Annotated in this window: 14 protein-coding genes and 1 pseudogene; 7 read left to right on the plus strand and 8 right to left on the minus strand. The window is 70.6% G+C overall.

Annotation, left to right across the window (positions count from 1 at the left end):
- Positions 1 to 216 precede the first annotated feature (216 nt).
- Positions 217 to 2,031: a S9 family peptidase gene (locus ABD355_RS39490; protein WP_344405967.1), complete on the minus strand. Its 1,815-nt coding sequence runs from the start codon at positions 2,029 to 2,031 to the stop codon at positions 217 to 219.
- Between the two features lie 114 nt (positions 2,032 to 2,145).
- Here ABD355_RS39490 and ABD355_RS39495 point away from each other — a divergent pair.
- Together ABD355_RS39495 and ABD355_RS39500 are read left to right on the plus strand one after the other, a co-directional pair.
- Positions 2,146 to 2,991: pseudogene (locus tag ABD355_RS39495) on the plus strand (class I SAM-dependent methyltransferase).
- 53 nt (positions 2,992 to 3,044) lie between these two features.
- Positions 3,045 to 3,824 (plus strand): SURF1 family protein, encoded by a 780-nt coding sequence (locus ABD355_RS39500; protein ID WP_344405968.1) that lies wholly within the window; start codon positions 3,045 to 3,047, stop codon positions 3,822 to 3,824.
- A gap of 889 nt (positions 3,825 to 4,713) precedes the next feature.
- On the opposite strand, the gene ABD355_RS39505 is transcribed toward ABD355_RS39500, so the two are convergent.
- The 4 genes from ABD355_RS39505 to ABD355_RS39520 all read right to left on the minus strand — a co-directional run bounded on the left by ABD355_RS39505 (position 4,714) and on the right by ABD355_RS39520 (position 9,294).
- Entirely contained in the window at positions 4,714 to 5,754 is a 1,041-nt protein-coding gene (locus ABD355_RS39505; RefSeq protein WP_425585838.1) for a hypothetical protein, read from the minus strand.
- 113 nt (positions 5,755 to 5,867) lie between these two features.
- Positions 5,868 to 6,473 carry a SigE family RNA polymerase sigma factor gene (locus ABD355_RS39510; RefSeq protein ID WP_123966511.1) on the minus strand — a complete coding sequence of 202 codons (606 nt, stop codon included), beginning with the start codon at positions 6,471 to 6,473 and terminating at the stop codon, positions 5,868 to 5,870.
- A gap of 485 nt (positions 6,474 to 6,958) precedes the next feature.
- Positions 6,959 to 8,017, minus strand: coding sequence for an aspartate-semialdehyde dehydrogenase (locus tag ABD355_RS39515; protein ID WP_344405971.1), 1,059 nt, complete (start codon positions 8,015 to 8,017; stop codon positions 6,959 to 6,961).
- On the minus strand, positions 8,017 to 9,294 hold the full coding sequence (locus tag ABD355_RS39520) for an aspartate kinase (protein ID WP_344405972.1): 1,278 nt from the start codon (positions 9,292 to 9,294) through the stop codon (positions 8,017 to 8,019). The genes ABD355_RS39515 and ABD355_RS39520 overlap by 1 nt, the downstream gene beginning before the upstream one ends.
- 250 nt (positions 9,295 to 9,544) lie before the next feature.
- Between ABD355_RS39520 and ABD355_RS39525 the strand changes: the two genes are divergently transcribed.
- From ABD355_RS39525 to ABD355_RS39540, 4 genes are read left to right on the plus strand one after another with little or no spacing between them, the layout of a single operon-like run.
- Entirely contained in the window at positions 9,545 to 10,273 is a 729-nt protein-coding gene (locus ABD355_RS39525; protein WP_344405973.1) for a cyclodityrosine synthase, read from the plus strand.
- The gene (locus tag ABD355_RS39530) at positions 10,263 to 11,465 is read left to right on the plus strand and encodes a cytochrome P450 (protein WP_344405975.1); all 1,203 of its coding nucleotides are present in this window, start codon (positions 10,263 to 10,265) and stop codon (positions 11,463 to 11,465) included. Before ABD355_RS39525 ends, ABD355_RS39530 begins: the two co-directional genes overlap by 11 nt.
- A gap of 55 nt (positions 11,466 to 11,520) precedes the next feature.
- Positions 11,521 to 12,210 (plus strand): response regulator transcription factor, encoded by a 690-nt coding sequence (locus ABD355_RS39535; protein ID WP_344405976.1) that lies wholly within the window; start codon positions 11,521 to 11,523, stop codon positions 12,208 to 12,210.
- Positions 12,207 to 13,562, plus strand: a complete 1,356-nt coding sequence (locus ABD355_RS39540; RefSeq protein ID WP_344405977.1) for a sensor histidine kinase — start codon at positions 12,207 to 12,209, stop codon at positions 13,560 to 13,562. The genes ABD355_RS39535 and ABD355_RS39540 overlap by 4 nt, the downstream gene beginning before the upstream one ends.
- On the opposite strand, the gene ABD355_RS39545 is transcribed toward ABD355_RS39540, so the two are convergent.
- Positions 13,528 to 14,037 carry an SgcJ/EcaC family oxidoreductase gene (locus ABD355_RS39545; RefSeq protein ID WP_344405979.1) on the minus strand — a complete coding sequence of 170 codons (510 nt, stop codon included), beginning with the start codon at positions 14,035 to 14,037 and terminating at the stop codon, positions 13,528 to 13,530. The two genes, ABD355_RS39540 and ABD355_RS39545, sit on opposite strands and share 35 nt — an antisense overlap.
- Before the next feature lie 144 nt (positions 14,038 to 14,181).
- Between ABD355_RS39545 and ABD355_RS39550 the strand changes: the two genes are divergently transcribed.
- Entirely contained in the window at positions 14,182 to 14,907 is a 726-nt protein-coding gene (locus tag ABD355_RS39550) for a sulfite exporter TauE/SafE family protein (protein ID WP_344405981.1), read from the plus strand.
- An 18-nt stretch (positions 14,908 to 14,925) separates the two neighbouring features.
- Here the strand turns inward: ABD355_RS39550 and ABD355_RS39555 are convergent, their stop codons facing one another.
- Together ABD355_RS39555 and recR are read right to left on the minus strand one after the other, a co-directional pair.
- Complete coding sequence (locus ABD355_RS39555) at positions 14,926 to 15,588, minus strand: DUF5063 domain-containing protein (protein WP_344405983.1); 663 nt, start codon at positions 15,586 to 15,588, stop codon at positions 14,926 to 14,928.
- On the minus strand, positions 15,581 to 16,180 hold the full coding sequence (recR, locus tag ABD355_RS39560; RefSeq protein ID WP_099930378.1) for a recombination mediator RecR: 600 nt from the start codon (positions 16,178 to 16,180) through the stop codon (positions 15,581 to 15,583). Before recR ends, ABD355_RS39555 begins: the two co-directional genes overlap by 8 nt.
- Between the last annotated feature and the right edge of the window lie 54 nt (positions 16,181 to 16,234).

The following is a 16,234-nucleotide window of genomic DNA, read 5'->3' on the forward strand; positions in this document are numbered from 1 at the left end:
GCGGCGCGACCGGCCGCAGGCTGCGGCGGGACGAGTGGCCGCAGGCCACGCCAACACGAACGCCCGCAAGCCACGGCCACACGACCGGCCGCAGGCCACAGCAGCACGACCGGCCGCGCGCCACGCAACACCACTGCCCTCAGGCCACGGCGGCGCGACCGGCCGCAGGCTGCGGCGGGGTGAACGCCAGCAGCCACGGTGGCGCGATTGTCCTCGCTACGCCAAGTGGCGTTCCGCGAATTCCAGTTCCAGGCGGACCTGCTTGATTCTCTCGTCCACCACCAGGGAACCGTGGCCCGCGTCGTAGCGGTAGACCTCGTGGGTCGCGCCGCGGGCTTCGAGGCGTTTGACGTAGTTCTCGATCTGGCGGATGGGGCAGCGGGGGTCGTTGACGCCGGCCGAGATGTAGACCGGGGCTCTGACCTGGTCGACGTAGGTCAGGGGGGACGAGGCCTCGAAGCGTTCGGGGACCTCCTCAGGGGTGCCGCCGAGGAGGGTGCGGTCCATGGCCTTCAGGGCCTCCATCTCGTCGTGGTACGCCGTGACGTAGTCGGCGACCGGGACCGCCGCGATGCCGAGCGTCCAGGCGCTCGGCTGGGTGCCGAGGCCGAGGAGGGTGAGGTAGCCGCCCCAGGAGCCGCCGGTGAGGATGAGGCGGTCGGGGTCGGCGAGGCCGGAGTCGACCGCCCAGGCGCGGACCGCCTCGATGTCCTCCAGTTCGATGAGGCCGACGCGGTGCTTGAGGGCGTCGGTCCAGGCGCGGCCGTAGCCGGTGGAGCCGCGGTAGTTGACGCGGATCACCGCGTACTCGTGGTCGACCCAGGCCGCCGGGCCCGCCGCGAAGGCGTCGCTGTCGTGCCAGGTGGGGCCGCCGTGGATGTCGAAGACCGTGGGCAGGGGGCCGACGACGCCCTGCGGCTTCTGGACCAGGGCGTGGATACGGCCGCCGGGGCCGTCCACCCACACGTCCTCCACCGGCACCGAGCCCGGGGACTTCATGCCCGGCGGGTCGAGGACGACCGCGCCCGTGGTCGAGCGGACCGCCGACGGTTCGGCGGCCGAGGACCAGAGGTACTCCACGCTGCCGTCGGGGCGGGCCGTCGCACCGGAGACCGTGCCGGGCGGGGTGGGGATCTGCGTCAGGGCGCGGCTCGCCAGGTCGTACCGGAACAGTTCGCTGCGGGCCTCGAAGCTGTGCACGATGAGCAGGCCGGTGCCGTCCGGGTACCACTCGGCGCTCACGTCGCCGGGCAGCTCCAGGGCCAGGTCGGTCTCCTCGCCCGTCGCCACGTCCCACACCAGGGGCTCCCAGCGGCCGCGGCGCTGGTGGCCGATGAGCAGCCGGGCGTCGCCCTCGACGGGGGCGAAGCCCAGCACCTCCAGGCCCAGCTCGGCCGTGCCCCCCTTGGTGTCGTCGAGCTCGGCGACCGCCGTGCCGTCGGGGCGCAGGACACGCAGGGCGGAGTGCATGGCGTCGCCATGCTCCGTGTGCTCGATGGCGATCAGCGAACCGTCGTGGGAGAGGTCGCCGACGCCCGCCGACTCGCGGTGGCGGTAGATCTCCACCGGGTCCTCGCCGGTGCGCGCGAGATGGATCGTCGTACCGTCCTCGTCCGTGGAGCGGCCGACGATCGCCGTGCGGCCGTCCCGGGCGAGGGCCAGCCCCGCCGGGTAGGAGGCCTCCAGGCCGGGCGCCGCCAGCTCGTTCTCACCGCCGTCGAAGGGCTGTCTGCGCCAGACGCCGAACTCGTCGCCGTCCTTGTCGTCGAACCACCAGATCCATGCGCCGTCGGGCGAGAGCAGGCCCTCCGTCGTGCCGTTCGGACGGTCCGTGACCTGGCGTTGTCCGCCCGTGGCCCGGTCCCAGGCGTACAGCTCGTACGTCCCCGTCGCATTCGACACGAACAGGGAGCGCTCCGGTGCGTCCTCCGCCCAGTCGGGCAGCGACACCCGCGGCGCCCGAAAGCGCTTCTCCCAGTCCGGCATGTCCTCGTTCCGCTCCGGCGCGGCGGAGGCGTTGCTCTCAGTCATGGCCCCATAGTGCCTGCCCCCACAGACAATCCGCTGGCGAGGCCCCCAGCCTGTGGATAACTTCTACCGGGCATTTACCGAACGCACGTCCAAGCAGGTCAGAAAGCTCGGCTCATGTCCTCCCGCAGCCCTTGCCCCACCCCCGCCGACTGGCGCGAGAGCAATCGCGCCAACTGGGACGAGAGAGTGCCGCTGCACACCGCAGGCAGCTACTACGGCCTCGACGGATTCCGGGCCGGCAAGGACCCGCTGCGTGCGTTCGAGCTGGCCGAGGTCGGCGACGTGACCGGCAAGTCGCTGCTGCATCTGCAGTGCCACCTCGGCACCGACACCCTGTCCTGGGCCCGGCACGGCGCCGCCCGCGTCGTAGGCCTGGACTTCTCCGAACCGGCCGTGGCGGTCGCCCGCGGTCTCGCCGCCGACCTCGGCCTCGGCCCCGAGCGGGCGGAGTTCGTCACGTCCGACGTGTACGACGCGGCCTGCGCGCTGCCGGATTCCACGTACGAAATCGTCTAGCACCGGCACCGGCACCGGTGCGCCGTGCCGGCTGCCCGACATCCGGCGCTGGGTCGAGACGGCCGCGGGGCTCGTGGCGCCCGGCGGGTTCCTCTATCTCGCCGAGTTCCATCCGCTGACCGACGTCCTCGAAACGACGAGACCGGCTCGCGGGTCGTGCGGGACTACTTCGACCGCGGGCCGCAGGTCCAAGACCTCCCCGGCACATATGCGGCGGAGAGCACCGCCACCGTCCACAACCGGACCGTGGAGTGGACGCACCCGCTCGGCGAGGTCGTCTCCGCGCTCGTGGCGGCGGGGCTGCGCATCGAGTTCCTGCACGAGCACGACGTCTCGCTGTTCCGGCGGTTCGAGGCCTTCGAGCAGCGGGACGGGTACTTCCGGCTTCCGGCGGACCGGCCGCGGATTCCGCTGATGTACCCGCTGCGGGCGGCCAGGGGCTGATTGTCCGAACCCCGCGGCCGAGGCCGGCGCGGCCGCCCCGTACCGTTGACAGCGTGTACCGGTTTCTGCTGACGCCCCGTTGGTGGGGGATCAACGTCTTCGTGCTGCTCGCCATTCCCTTCTGCATCTTCATGGGGTCGTGGCAGCTGAGCCGGTTCGAGGACCGGGTGCAGGCCCATCGGGACGCGACCGAGCAGGTCACGACGGACCGGCACGAGGCGGCGCGGCCGCTGCGGGAGCTGTTGCCGGTGAACAAGGCGACGTCCGGCCGGCAGGTCACCGCGACCGGGCGGTACGGCAAGCAGCTGCTCGTGCCCGACCGGCAGCTCGACGGCAAGCGCGGTTTCTACGTGCTGACGCTGCTGCGCACCGACGGCGGAAAGGCGCTGCCCGTGGTGCGGGGCTGGCTGCCGGGTGCCGCCGACGCGGCGAAGGCGCCCGCCGCGCCCGCCGGTGAGGTCACCGTCACCGGTGCGCTGCAGGCGTCCGAGACGCCCGGGGACAACGGGGTGAGCGCTCAGGGTGGGCTGCCGGCCGGGCAGACCGCGGCGATCAGTTCGGCCTCGCTGGTGAATCTTGTGCCGTACGACGTGTATGACGCGTGGGTCACGTTGGACAAGGCCGACGGCGGGATGACTGCCGTGCCGGCGACGGCGCCTGCGGACTCCGGGCTCGACCTGAAGGCGTTCCAGAACCTTGGTTACACCGGGGAGTGGTTTGTCTTCGCCGGGTTTGTGGTCTTCATGTGGTTCCGGTTGCTGCGGCGTGAGGCGGAGTTCGCGCGGGATGCGGAGATGGGGCTGGTGGCCGAGGAAGAGGGCGTTGCCGCCTGAGCCCGGTTTCGGCTGCACCGGCGCTGCGGCCTCGGGGGCGGTGTCACTTGCCCGCGCTCGCGGGGTGCCGCCTGCGCCCACCCGTGCCGCCCTAAGCGGCACGACTGCCCGCAGGCTAGAGCGGGGCGGCGCAACTGCCCCGGCAGGCTAGGGCTGAGTGGCACGACTGCCCGGCAGGCTACGGCGAAGTGGCACGACTGCACCGCAGGCTAGGGCTGAGTGGCACGACTGCCCCAGCAGGCTACGGCGGAGTGGCACGACTGCCCGGCAGGCTAGGGCGGGGTGGCGCGACTGCCCGCAGGCTAGGGCTGAGTGGCACGACTGCCCGGCAGGCTACGGCGGGGCGGCGGGCTGTCCCCTGCAAGCTACGGCGGGGGCGCGACTGCCCGCAGGCTAAGGCGGAGCGGCACCACTACCCCAGCATGCTACGGCTGGGGGCACGACTGCCCGGCAGGCTACGGCGAAGTGGCACCACTGCCCCGGCCAGGCCACGGCGGGGCGCGGGCTGTCCCCTGCAAGCTACGGCCGGCAGGCTACGGCGAAGTGGCACGACTGCCCGGCAGGCTAAGGCGGAGCGGCAGCACTACCCCAGCAGGCTAAGGCGAAGTGGCACCACTGCCCCGGCAGGCTACGGCGGGGCGGCGGGCTGTCCCCTGCAAGCTACGGCGGGGGGCACGACTGTCCGCAGGCTACGGCGGAGCGGCACCACTACCCCAGCAGGCTAAGGCTGGGGGCACGACTGCCCGCCGGCTACGGCGAAGTGGCACCACTACCCCAGCAGGCTAAGGCTGGGGCGCGGGCTGTCCCCTGCAAGCTATGGCCGGGGGCACGACTGCCCGCAGGCTAAGGCGGAGCGGCGCGACTGCCCTGGCAGGCTACGGCGAAGGCTCTATGCCCCCGGCAGCACCCCTGTGTAGATGACCGTCCCCGCGCACGCGTTGGACACGGTCGCCGAGATCGTTGGGGAGCCGGCTGCCGTGGTGTGGGAGACGACCACGCTGCCCTGGGCTGTGCCGTCCGCCGTCATCATTTGGGTGGTGACGCCGCTGTCCGTGCCGGTGGAGGTGGTGCCGGAGGAGGTGCCGGCGTCGGGGGTCGGGGTGGGACTGGGGCTGGGGCTGGAGCCGCCGTCGGTGGACCCGCCCGTGGTGGGACAGGTCGCCGAGGGGATCCAGGCGAACTTCACCTCGTAGGCCGCACCCGGCTGCAACTGCAGCCCGGTGATCTCGGTCGACGGTTCGGGCAGGCCGGCCGCGGCGTCCCCCAGCACATGCCGTGCCGTGGAGATCTTGGTGGCGTCCGCGGCGCCCTGCGCGAGCGCGCTCACGGTGCCGACGCCGCCGACGGTACAGGCGGAGGTGGAGACGTTGACGACGCGGAAGGTGCCGTAGACCGCGCCCTGGGCGTCCGGCGCGGCGACGGACTCGGTGGGCGAGCCGAACTGGTCGGACCTGCACACGGGGGCACCGGAGGCGCTGGTGGCCGAGGGGTCGGTGCCGGCGCCGCCCGTGCCCGTACCGGTTCCCTTGCTCTTGCCGTCGCCCTTCGGGTCACCCTTGCCCTTGCCCGGGGACTTGCCCGAGTTGCCGCCGGCAGTGCTCTCACTGCCGTCCGTGTTTTTTCCCTGGCTCGCTCCGCCCTGTGCCTGCGAGGCCTGGCCGGCCACGGACGGGTTGACGTCGGAGCCGGTGGAGTTGGAGACGTGCACCAGGGCCGGGACGGCGGTGCCGATGAACAGCGCGGCGGCCGCCATGCCGACGACGGCCTGTCGCTTGCGGGCGCGCCGTGCGGGTACGGCGCGCCGCAGGTGGTCCAGTGTGCCGTCGCGCGGTTCGACCGTCTGCACCGCCTGGTGCAGCATCCTGCGCAGAGCCAGCTCGTCCGAGTCGAGCCCGTCCTCGGGGCTCTGGTCGTCGGGGCCGTGGTTCACAGTTCCGTTCCCAGCGTGCGATTGCCTGTGTTCTTGCTCTTGCGTTGCCGTCGGCTCGTGCCATGCGTAGGGCTCATGGCGGTCATGGGAACCACGTCCCTCGCCGTCCTTGTTCATGCCGGTGCCTCCATCGCGAGGCGGAGGGCCGCGATACCGCGGGAGCCGTACGCCTTCACGGAGCCCAGCGATATCCCGAGCGTCTCGGCGACCTGCGCCTCGGTCATGTCCGCGAAATAGCGCAGCACCAGGACCTCGCGCTGGCGGCGCTGCAGCCCCTTCATCGCCTTGATCAGGGAGTCGCGCTCCAGCTGGTCGTACGCCCCCTCCTCGGCGCTCGCCATGTCCGGCATCGGCTTGGACAGGAGCTTGAGGCCCAGGATGCGGCGCCGCAAGGCGGAGCGGGAGAGATTGACGACCGTCTGACGCAGATAGGCGAGCGTCTTCTCGGGGTCGCGGACCCTTTTGCGTGCCGAGTGCACGCGGATGAAGGCCTCCTGGACGACGTCCTCGCAGGAGGCGGTGTCGTCGAGCAGGAGGGCGGCGAGACCGAGCAGCGAACGGTAGTGCGCGCGGTAGGTCTCGGTGAGGTGATCGACCGTCGTACCGGCGGCCGCGGTGTCCTCGGCGTAGTCGGCGCCGTCACGCTGATTCGGTATGCGGGCGGGCCGCGCTGCGGGCATGGGCGCGATCACCGGCATGCCGCCGGGCGCGCCGGGCATGCGGGGTCGGCCGCGAGTCGCGGCAGGGAAGTCGAGAACCTGAGCCACGCCAGTTGGACACGTTTCCCCCCGTGAGGGTTGTACGTGCCGGGCGTCACTTTTGCGTCATGTGCCGCAGCCGGCCGTCTGGTGTCAGGCAGCGCAACTGACCGTGCGTCAAACGCCCTCATGCCTACCCGCTCTTCCCCTATATCCCGAATGTCCGAGGCGTCCCCACGCCTCACCGCGCATCCCCGCGCCCCCGAAGGGCGTTCGCAAAGACGCTCCCCGCCCTTCGCGCGGTTGCGGAGGGCGGGGAGGGAAATCTTCGGATGCCGCAGGGGTCCGGGGCAAGTGGTACGGACCTTCGCCCGACCCCGTGCCGCCCACAGATCCTATAAACGAAACAGGCCACGGCCAGGGCTTTTCCGGTGGTAACCCCTTGCTTCGGGATGTGTTGCACGCAACACGGCATGTCATGGGAGCGCGACCATCGTGACGCCCCGTCACCTGAACTCGGTCGCCACCAGCTCCGCGATCTGTGCCGTGTTGAGGGCCGCGCCCTTGCGGAGGTTGTCACCGCAAACGAAGAGTTCGAGCGCCGTGGGGTCGTCGAGCGCGCGCCGCACCCGGCCCACCCAGGTCGGGTCGGTGCCCACGACATCGGCGGGCGTGGGGAACTCGCCGGCCGCCGGATCGTCGAAGAGGACGACGCCGGGGGCGGTCGCGAGGATCTCCCGGGCGCCGTCGACGGTGACCTCGCCCTGGAAGCGGGCGTGGACCGTGAGGGAGTGCGTGGTGACCACCGGCACCCGTACGCAGGTCACGGCGACGGGCAGCCGGGGCAGGCCGAGGATCTTGCGGGACTCGTCCCGCACCTTCATCTCCTCCGAGGACCAGCCGTCCTCGCGCAACGACCCGGCCCACGGCACGACGTTCAGTGCCACCGGCTCCGGGAACGGCCCGGTGTTGTCGCCGACGGCCCGCCGCACATCACCGGGGCTGGTCCCCAACTCCGTACCGGCGACCAGGGACAGCTGCTGCCGCAGGGTCTCCACCCCGGCCCGGCCCGCACCGCTGACCGCCTGGTACGAGGAGACCACCAGCTCGCGCAGCCCGAACTCGGCGTGCAGCGCGCCCAGGGCCACGATCATGGACAGGGTCGTGCAGTTGGGGTTGGCGATGATCCCGCGGGGCCGGCGGCGGGCGCAGTGCGGATTGACCTCCGGGACCACCAGCGGCACCTCGGGATCCATCCGGAAGGCACCCGAGTTGTCCACCACCACCGCGCCCTTGGCCGCGGCGATCGGCGCCCAGTGCGCGGACACCTCGTCGGGTACGTCGAACATGGCGACGTCCACCCCGTCGAAGGCCTCCTCGGTCAGGGCGACCACCTCGACCTCCTGACCGCGCACGGCCAGCTTGCGGCCGGCCGAGCGCGGTGAGGCGATCAGACGGATCTCGCCCCAGATGTCCGCGTGCTGGGACAGGATCTGGAGCATGACCGTGCCGACGGCTCCGGTCGCCCCCACGACCGCGAGCGTCGGGCGCTGGGACGCCGACATCAGCGTCCGGTGCCTCCGTAGACGACCGCCTCGGCGGTGTCGGAGTCCAGGCCGAAGGCGGAGTGCACGGCGCGCACGGCCTCCGGCACGTCGTCGGCGCGGGTGACGACCGAGATGCGGATCTCGGAGGTCGAGATCAGCTCGATGTTGACGCCCGCGTCGGACAGCGCCTCGAAGAAGGACGCCGTGACACCCGGGTTGGTCTTCATACCGGCGCCGACGAGGGAGATCTTGCCGATCTGGTCGTCGTAGCGCAGCGAGTCGAAGCCGATGGCCGTCTTCGCCCGCTCCAGGGCGTCGATGGCCTTGCGGCCCTCGGTCTTGGGGAGGGTGAAGGAGATGTCCGTCAGCCCGGTGGAGGCGGCGGACACGTTCTGCACGACCATGTCGATGTTGATCTCGGCGTCGGCGATGGCGCGGAAGATCGAGGCGGCCTCGCCCGGCTTGTCCGGGACGCCGACGACCGTGACCTTGGCCTCCGAGGTGTCGTGCGCGACACCGGAGATGATGGCCTGCTCCACCTTCTTGTCCCCTTGCTCGATCGGCTCACTGCTGACCCACGTGCCCTGCAGCCCGCTGAAGCTGGAGCGGACGTGGATCGGGATGTTGTAGCGGCGGGCGTACTCCACACAGCGGTGGAGCAGCACCTTGGAGCCGGATGCGGCGAGCTCCAGCATGTCCTCGAAGGCGATCCAGTCGATCTTCTTCGCCTTCTTCACCACGCGCGGGTCGGCGGTGAACACGCCGTCGACGTCGGTGTAGATCTCGCACACCTCGGCGTCGAGTGCGGCGGCCAGCGCGACGGCCGTCGTGTCGGAACCACCGCGGCCGAGCGTGGTGATGTCCTTCTTGTCCTGGCTGACGCCCTGGAAGCCGGCGACGATGGCGATGTTGCCCTCGTCGAGGGCCGTGCGGATACGGCCGGGCGTGACGTCGATGATCCGGGCTTTGTTGTGGACGGAGTCGGTGATGACGCCTGCCTGGCTGCCGGTGAACGACTGGGCCTCGTGGCCCAGGTTTTTGATCGCCATGGCCAGCAGTGCCATGGAGATCCGCTCTCCGGCGGTCAGCAGCATGTCGAACTCACGCCCGGCCGGCATCGGAGATACCTGCTCGGCGAGATCGATCAGCTCGTCCGTCGTGTCGCCCATCGCGGAAACGACGACGACCACCTGGTGGCCGTTCTTCTTCGCTTCCACGATTCGCTTGGCGACGCGCTTGATGCCCTCGGCATCGGCTACGGAGGAGCCTCCGTACTTCTGCACGACAAGGCCCACGTGCGCTCCTCGCTCGTCCCGTATGTGTCGGCTCATTTTACCGAGCGCCCGGTCATGGCCTCCGTGAAACCACATGGTGAGACCCGGCGCTCCAGCCCAGCCCCTGCCCACCTGGCACATGAACAGTCCGCAAAGTGGTTCAGGTCACCCGTTGACGCTCTGAGTAGCCGACCGATAACTTCGCGTCGTCGTCGCCACACCAGGAGCACAAGGCTCCATCGGGACTAGCGACGCGAAGGATTCTCCTTCCTTGACGACTGCGACCGTTTCCGAGATCCAGCACGTCACACCGGCCGACCTCTTCCTGGTCCGCCCCTTCACCCCGCACTGCGAGGTCATCCGCACCGCCGCCGACCACGCCGTCATCGGCGTCTCCCCCGGCAACAGCTACTTCTCCGCACAACGCATACACGACCTGGCCCGCTGGGGCCTCGCCCTCTTCGCACGCGTGGACTTCGTCTACACCGATCTGCACGTGGCCGAGATGTACGAGGCCTCCGGCTATACGGCCGACGACGCGCGCCGCAAGGCGGTGAAGAACCTGCGGGGCGTACGCGCCAAGGTCCTCGCCGCCGTCGAGGCCGCCGACCCCGGCGGCACCCGGCTCAGGGCCCACGCCATGTCCGACCTGCGCGACAACCCGGCGTACCGGGAGATCCACGAGGACCTGCGCACCCGGCTGTCCGGCGACGAGGAGTTCCGTACGACCTGCGAGAAACTCGTCGACTCCTTCCTGTCGACCAAGGCAGGGGAGGTGACCGCGCGGCAGCGGGAAGTGTGCATGGAGTACGTCACCGCGGAGGCGCCCCTCTTCCTGGACACCCCCGCCATCCTGGGCGTGCCCTCCTCCCTCAACTGCTACCACCAGCTCCTGCCGATGGCCGAGCTGCTCTATTCGCCCGGCGCGGGGCTGCGTGCCTCCCGCAACCAGGGCCACGCCATCGTCACGCCGGCCGAGGGAGCCACCGATGCCCGCTGAGACCATGCCCACCGAGGAACTCATCGACTTCCCGTTCTCCTGGCGGGGCGACCAACTCCCGGCCGAGGTCGAGGAGTTGCGGGCATCGACCCCGGTACGGCGGGTGCGCACCATCGCGGGTGACGAGGCCTGGCTGGTGTCCTCGTACGACCTGTGCAAGCAGGTCCTGGAGGACCCGCGGTTCAGCCTGAAGGACACCTCGGCCCCGGGCGTGCCCCGCCAGTACGCGCTGACGATCCCGCCCGAGGTCGTCAACAACATGGGGAACATCACCGGCGCCGGACTGCGCAAGGCCGTACTCAAGGCCCTCAATCCGAAGAGCCCCGGGCTGGTGGAGTGGCTGCGGTCGTACGCCGACGAGCTCGTCGAGGGCCTGGTCCGCGAGGGCGCTCCCGTGGACCTGCGGGGCGGCTTCGCCGATCCGTACTCGGCGGGCATGCACTGCCGGATCCTCGGCATCCCGCAGGCGGACGCGCCCGCTCTGATGCGGAGCCTGGACATCGCGTTCATGAACTCGGCCTGTCCCGTCACGGGCGCCCGGCTCAACTGGGACCGCGACATCGCGTACATGACCGAGCGGCTGGACGACCCGGCGACCACGGGTCTGATGGCCGAGCTCGCCGCCCTGCGCACCGACCCCGACTACGCCCACCTCACCGACGAGATGCTCGCGACGGTCGGCGTGACGATGTTCGGCGCGGGCGTCATCTCGACGTCCGGCTTCCTGACCATGGCCCTGGTGTCGCTGATCCAGCACCCCGAGCTGCAGGAGGAGCTGGTCGCGGACCCCGGGAAGATCCCCGCGGCCGTCGACGAGCTGCTGCGCATCAACCTCTCCATCGGCGACGGGCTGCCGCGGCTGGCGACCGAGGACGTCCTGCTCGGGGACGTGCGGGTGGCGGCCGGTGAGCTGGTCCTCGTGCTGGTCGAGGGCGCGAACTTCGACCCGTCCGCCTTCCCCGACCCGCACACCGTCGACCTGACCCGCGCCAACGCCACGGCCCACCTCTCCTTCGGCGGCGGCAGCCACTACTGCCCCGCCACCGCCCTCGGCCGCAAGCACGCCGAGATCGCACTGGAGCGGCTCCTGGAGCGGATGCCCCGGCTGCGCCTCGCGGTGCCGATCGAGCAGCTGGTGTGGCGGACCGGGTTCATGAAGCGGATCCCGGAACGGCTGCCCGCCATGTGGTGATCCACCCGGACTCGGCGACCGATCGTCTTTAAATTTCAAGCATTAGGGTTCGCCTGTGCGCGTACTTCTGGTGGAAGACGATGAGCCGGTCGCCGAGTCCCTTCGCCGCGGGCTCGTCCGCTACGGCTTCGAGGTCGAGTGGGTCACCACGGGCGGCGCCGCGCTGCGCCACCAGGGCCCGTACGACGTCGTACTCCTCGACCTCGGTCTGCCCGACACCGACGGCCTGGACGTGTGCAAGGCGCTGCGCGAGCGCGGTGACGTACCGATCATCGTGATCAGCGCACGCAGCGACGAGACGGACCGGGTGGTGGGCCTGGAGCTCGGCGCGGACGACTACGTGTCCAAGCCGTTCGGGGTCCGGGAGGTCATCGCGAGGATAAGGGCGGTGCTGCGACGCGTGCAGGCCCGTGCGCCGGAGGCGGCCGCGGGCGGCCCGGACCGGTACGGGTCCCGGCTGACGATCGACCGCAAGGCTGCCCGGGTGCATGTGGACGGCGCGGAGGTCGCCCTCGCGCCCAAGGAGTACGACCTGCTGGCCTTCCTCACCGAGGAGCCGGGCGCGCTGATGTCCCGGGAGCAGATCATGGAAGCGGTCTGGGACGCGAACTGGTTCGGGCCGACCAAGACGCTGGACGTCCATGTGGCGGCGCTGCGGCGGAAGTTCAGCGGGGTCGTCGCCATCGAGGCGGTGCGCGGGGTCGGCTTCCGGCTGGAGATCGTCAAGGACCCCGGGGCGTCATGAACCGCCGGCTCATCCGCAGTTACATCCTGCTCGTCGCCGTCGCCATCCTGCTGTTCACCGTGCCGGTGGCGTTCACGCTCACCAAGCAGCTGCGGGACGACACCGAGCTGTCCGTCCTGCGCGAGGCCAGGACGATGGCGCTGCTGCTCGGCGGCAACGACCGGATCTCGTGCGACGCCCTGGAGAAGGTGGCCAGGGCGTACAGCGACGAGACCCCCGGCGACGTCCAGGTGACCCCTACCGGCAGTTGCTCCCCGAACCTCCCCAGGCCGACCGCGAACGCGGCGCTGACCCGGGCCGTGGAGCAGAACCGGTCCACGACCGACTGGGGCTCCGACGTCATCTGGGGCAAGCGGCTCGAGGTCACCGTGCCCGCTCAGGGGCGGGCGGCCGTGCGGATCGTGTACTCGACCTCCCACCTCACCCACAGGCTATGGACGATCTGGGGCTTCCGGGCGGGGCTCGCGGTGGCGGTGCTCGCCGTCGCGGCGCTGATCGGCGCGGTCGCCGCCCGCCGGATCACCGCCCCGCTGCGCGAACTCAACGACATGGCCAGCAAGTTCAGCGACGGCGACCTCACCGCCCGCTCCCCGGTGACGGGCCCGCCGGAGACCCAGACCCTCGCCCGCACCCTGAACCAGGGCGCGGAGCGACTGGACACGCTGGTCGCCTCGCAGCGCATCTTCGTGGCGGACGCCTCGCACCAGCTCCGTACGCCGCTGACGGCCTTGCGGCTGTCGCTGGACAACATCGCGGACGGGGTGGACGACGAGTTCGTACGGGAGGACGTGGAGCAGGCGACCGCCGAGGTGGTCCGGATGAGCCGGCTGGTCAACGGACTGCTGGTGCTCGCACGGGCCGAGGCGAAGGTGACGGCCGCCGAGCCGCTGTCCCTCGGGGAGATCGTGGCCGAACGGCTGTCGGTGTGGAGACCGGCCGCCGACGAGCGCGGAGTCACCATCGCGCTCGGGGGGAGTGGTGTCGACGGCCGGCCGTCTGTGCTGGCCAGTCCCGGTCATCTGGACCAGGTACTGGACAACGTGCTCTCGAATGCGCTGGAGGTCTCACCGGACGGCGCCACGATCACCGTCCGGATCGAGGAGAAGGGCGAGGAAGTGGTGCTCTCCGTCCTCGACCAGGGCCCCGGCATGACCGACGCGGAGAAGTCCCGCGCCTTCGACCGCTTCTGGCGCGGCCAGGGCCTGACCGGGCGCTCCGGTTCGGGCCTCGGCCTCGCCGTCGTCAAGCAGTTGGTGACCGACGACGGCGGGACCGTGACCCTGCGGGACGCTCCCGGAGGCGGGCTGGAGGTACGGATCAGCCTTCGGGCATCGCCGAGGAGTGGTGGTTGACGATCTTCCACTTGCCGTGGATCTTCTCGTAGGCGTAGGTGTAGCGGGCCTCGACCACCCTCTTCTTGCCGGTGGCCTTGTCGGTGAGTGTGAACTCGTAGATGCCGGTGTCGATCGCGGTGTTCCTGTCGAGGACGTCGACGATCGTCTGGACCTTCTTGCCGACCGGCTTGCTCTGCAGGAACTTGTCGAAGTAGTCGACGATCTCGGCGTGGTTGGTGCGGACCTTGTTGGAGACGGTGGGCAGGAGCACCGCGTCCTTCGCGTACAGGCTCGCGACCTTCTCCGAGTCACCGGTCTGCAGCGCCTTGTTCCAGGTGTCGAACAGGCCGGCGATCTGTGCCCTGGTCGGCTCGGTGTGCTTGACGGCGGGCTTGGGCCCGGCGGTGGCAGCGACGGTACCGATCGTGCCGAGGGCGACGACGGCGGTGGCGGTGACGATGGCTGCGCGCTTGGCTGTGGAACGACGGGTCATCGCTGTCTCCGGTTTCGTGCGGTTCTTGTTCTTGGGCCTCCCTGCTGGGGAAGTGACTCCAGATTCGCTTTTCACCGGTTAGGGGCCGTGCAGCCGTCGTACAGCGCAGGTCCAAGACCCCTCCAACTCACGGGGAGTGACGACTTGACCACGACGGACGTCCTGCTGGCGGGCATCGTGCTGCTCGGGTCCTGTGTGCAGTGGCTGACCGGTATGGGGTTCGCGCTGGTCGCGGTGCCCGCGCTCGTGCTGCTGCTCGGGCCCGCCGAGGGCGTCGTGCTCGCCAACTGCGCGGCGGGCGCCATCAGTGTCGTGGGGCTGGCCGGCGGCTGGCGTCGGGTGCGGCCGGGCGCGATGGTGCCGCTGTGCGCGGCGGCCGCCTGCACGGTGCCTGCCGGGGTCTGGCTGACCCGTCAACTCCCCGAGCCCGCACTCCTGTTGGTGATGGGCGGGCTGGTGACGACAGCCGTCCTCCTGGTGATGCGGGGCGCCCGAGTGCCCGCCCTGCGCGGCACGAAGGGAGCCGTCGCGGCGGGCGCGGTGGGCGGTTTCATGAACTCGGCCGCGGGCGTGGGCGGCCCGCCCGTCTCCTTGTACGCCGTCAACGCGGGCTGGACGGTACGGGAGTTCGTACCGAACGCGCAGTTCTACGGAGTGATGGTGAACGCGTTCTCGGTGGCGGCGAACGGGGTGCCGCAGCTGAGCGGGGCCCGCTGGGGATGGGTCGTCGCCGCGATGGCGGTGGGCGCGCTGATCGGCCGGGCACTCGCCGAGCGGATACCGGAGAAACGGGCCCGCCTGCTGGTGCTGTCGCTGGCTCTGACAGGCGGGGTCACTGCGGTGGGGAAGGGGCTGTGGGGGCTGCCGTGAGCCGGCCGCCCCCGCCGCCTACATGCCGGGCTGCATCCCGAGCGGCCCCCCGATCTCCTCCTGCATCACCTTGCCGGCTTCGAACTCCAGGGTCTCGTCGCCCATCGGGGTCTGGTCCGTGTCCAGGCCGTCCAGTTCCTCCAGGGGCTGGTTCAGGCGGACATGGGCCACCACCGACTGCAGGGCACGCAGGGTGGCCGAGGCCGTCGAGCCCCAGTTGGAGAAGTAGGAGAACTGCCACCACCACAGGGCCTCCGTGGTGCGGCCCGCGCGGTAGTGGGCCATGCCGTGGCGGAGGTCGGTGATGACGTCGGTCAGGTCGTCGGAGATACGGGCCGGGACCGGGGCCTTGCGCGGCTCGTAGGGGTCGAAGACCTCGGAGTAGACGTCGATCGGGTCCAGGAGGCGGGCGAAGTTCTCGCGGAGTTCGTCCACGTCGGCGTCCGGGCCGGTGTCCGGCTCGTAGCGCTCGTCGGGGACGATGTCCTCGTGCGCGCCGAGGCGGCCGCCGGCCAGCAGCAGCTGGGACACCTCCAGGAGGAGGAAGGGCACGGCGGAGTCGGGTTCGTCACCCTTCGCCACCTCCGTCACCGCCACCAGGAAGCTCTCCACCTGGTCCGCGATCTGGACCGCGAAGTCGTCCGGGTCCTGCGTCGCGTCATGCAGCGTGGCGTCAGACATCTAGGAGTCGTCTCCCCTCGAAGGCGCGGCCGAGGGTCACCTCGTCCGCGTATTCCAGGTCTCCGCCCACCGGGAGGCCGCTGGCCAGGCGGGTGACCTTGAGGCCCATGGGCTTGATCATGCGGGCGAGGTACGTCGCCGTGGCCTCGCCCTCCAGGTTCGGGTCCGTGGCAAGGATCAGTTCCGTGACCGTCCCGTCGGCCAACCGCGCGAGAAGTTCCCGTATCCGCAGGTCGTCGGGGCCCACGCCCTCGATGGGGCTGATCGCCCCGCCCAGGACGTGGTAACGGCCGCGGAACTCGCGGGTCCGCTCGATCGCGACCACGTCCTTCGGCTCCTCCACCACACAGATGACGGAGGGGTCGCGGCGGCTGTCGCGGCAGATGTTGCACAGCTCTTCCTGTGCGACATTGCCGCAGGTCGCGCAGAAGCGGACCTTCGCCTTGACCTCCATCAGGGCCTGCGCGAGGCGCCGTACGTCCGTCGGTTCCGCCTGCAGGATGTGGAAGGCGATCCGCTGGGCGCTCTTGGGACCGACGCCGGGCAACCGCCCCAGCTCGTCGATCAGGTCCTGCACCACGCCTTCGTACACGGACTGCCGTCCTTCCCGGGGTTCCTTGCAAGTACGTACGGTAGTTGGCGGACG

Source organism: Streptomyces longisporus (genome assembly GCF_039532765.1).
Lineage (GTDB): Bacteria > Actinomycetota > Actinomycetes > Streptomycetales > Streptomycetaceae > Streptomyces > Streptomyces longisporus.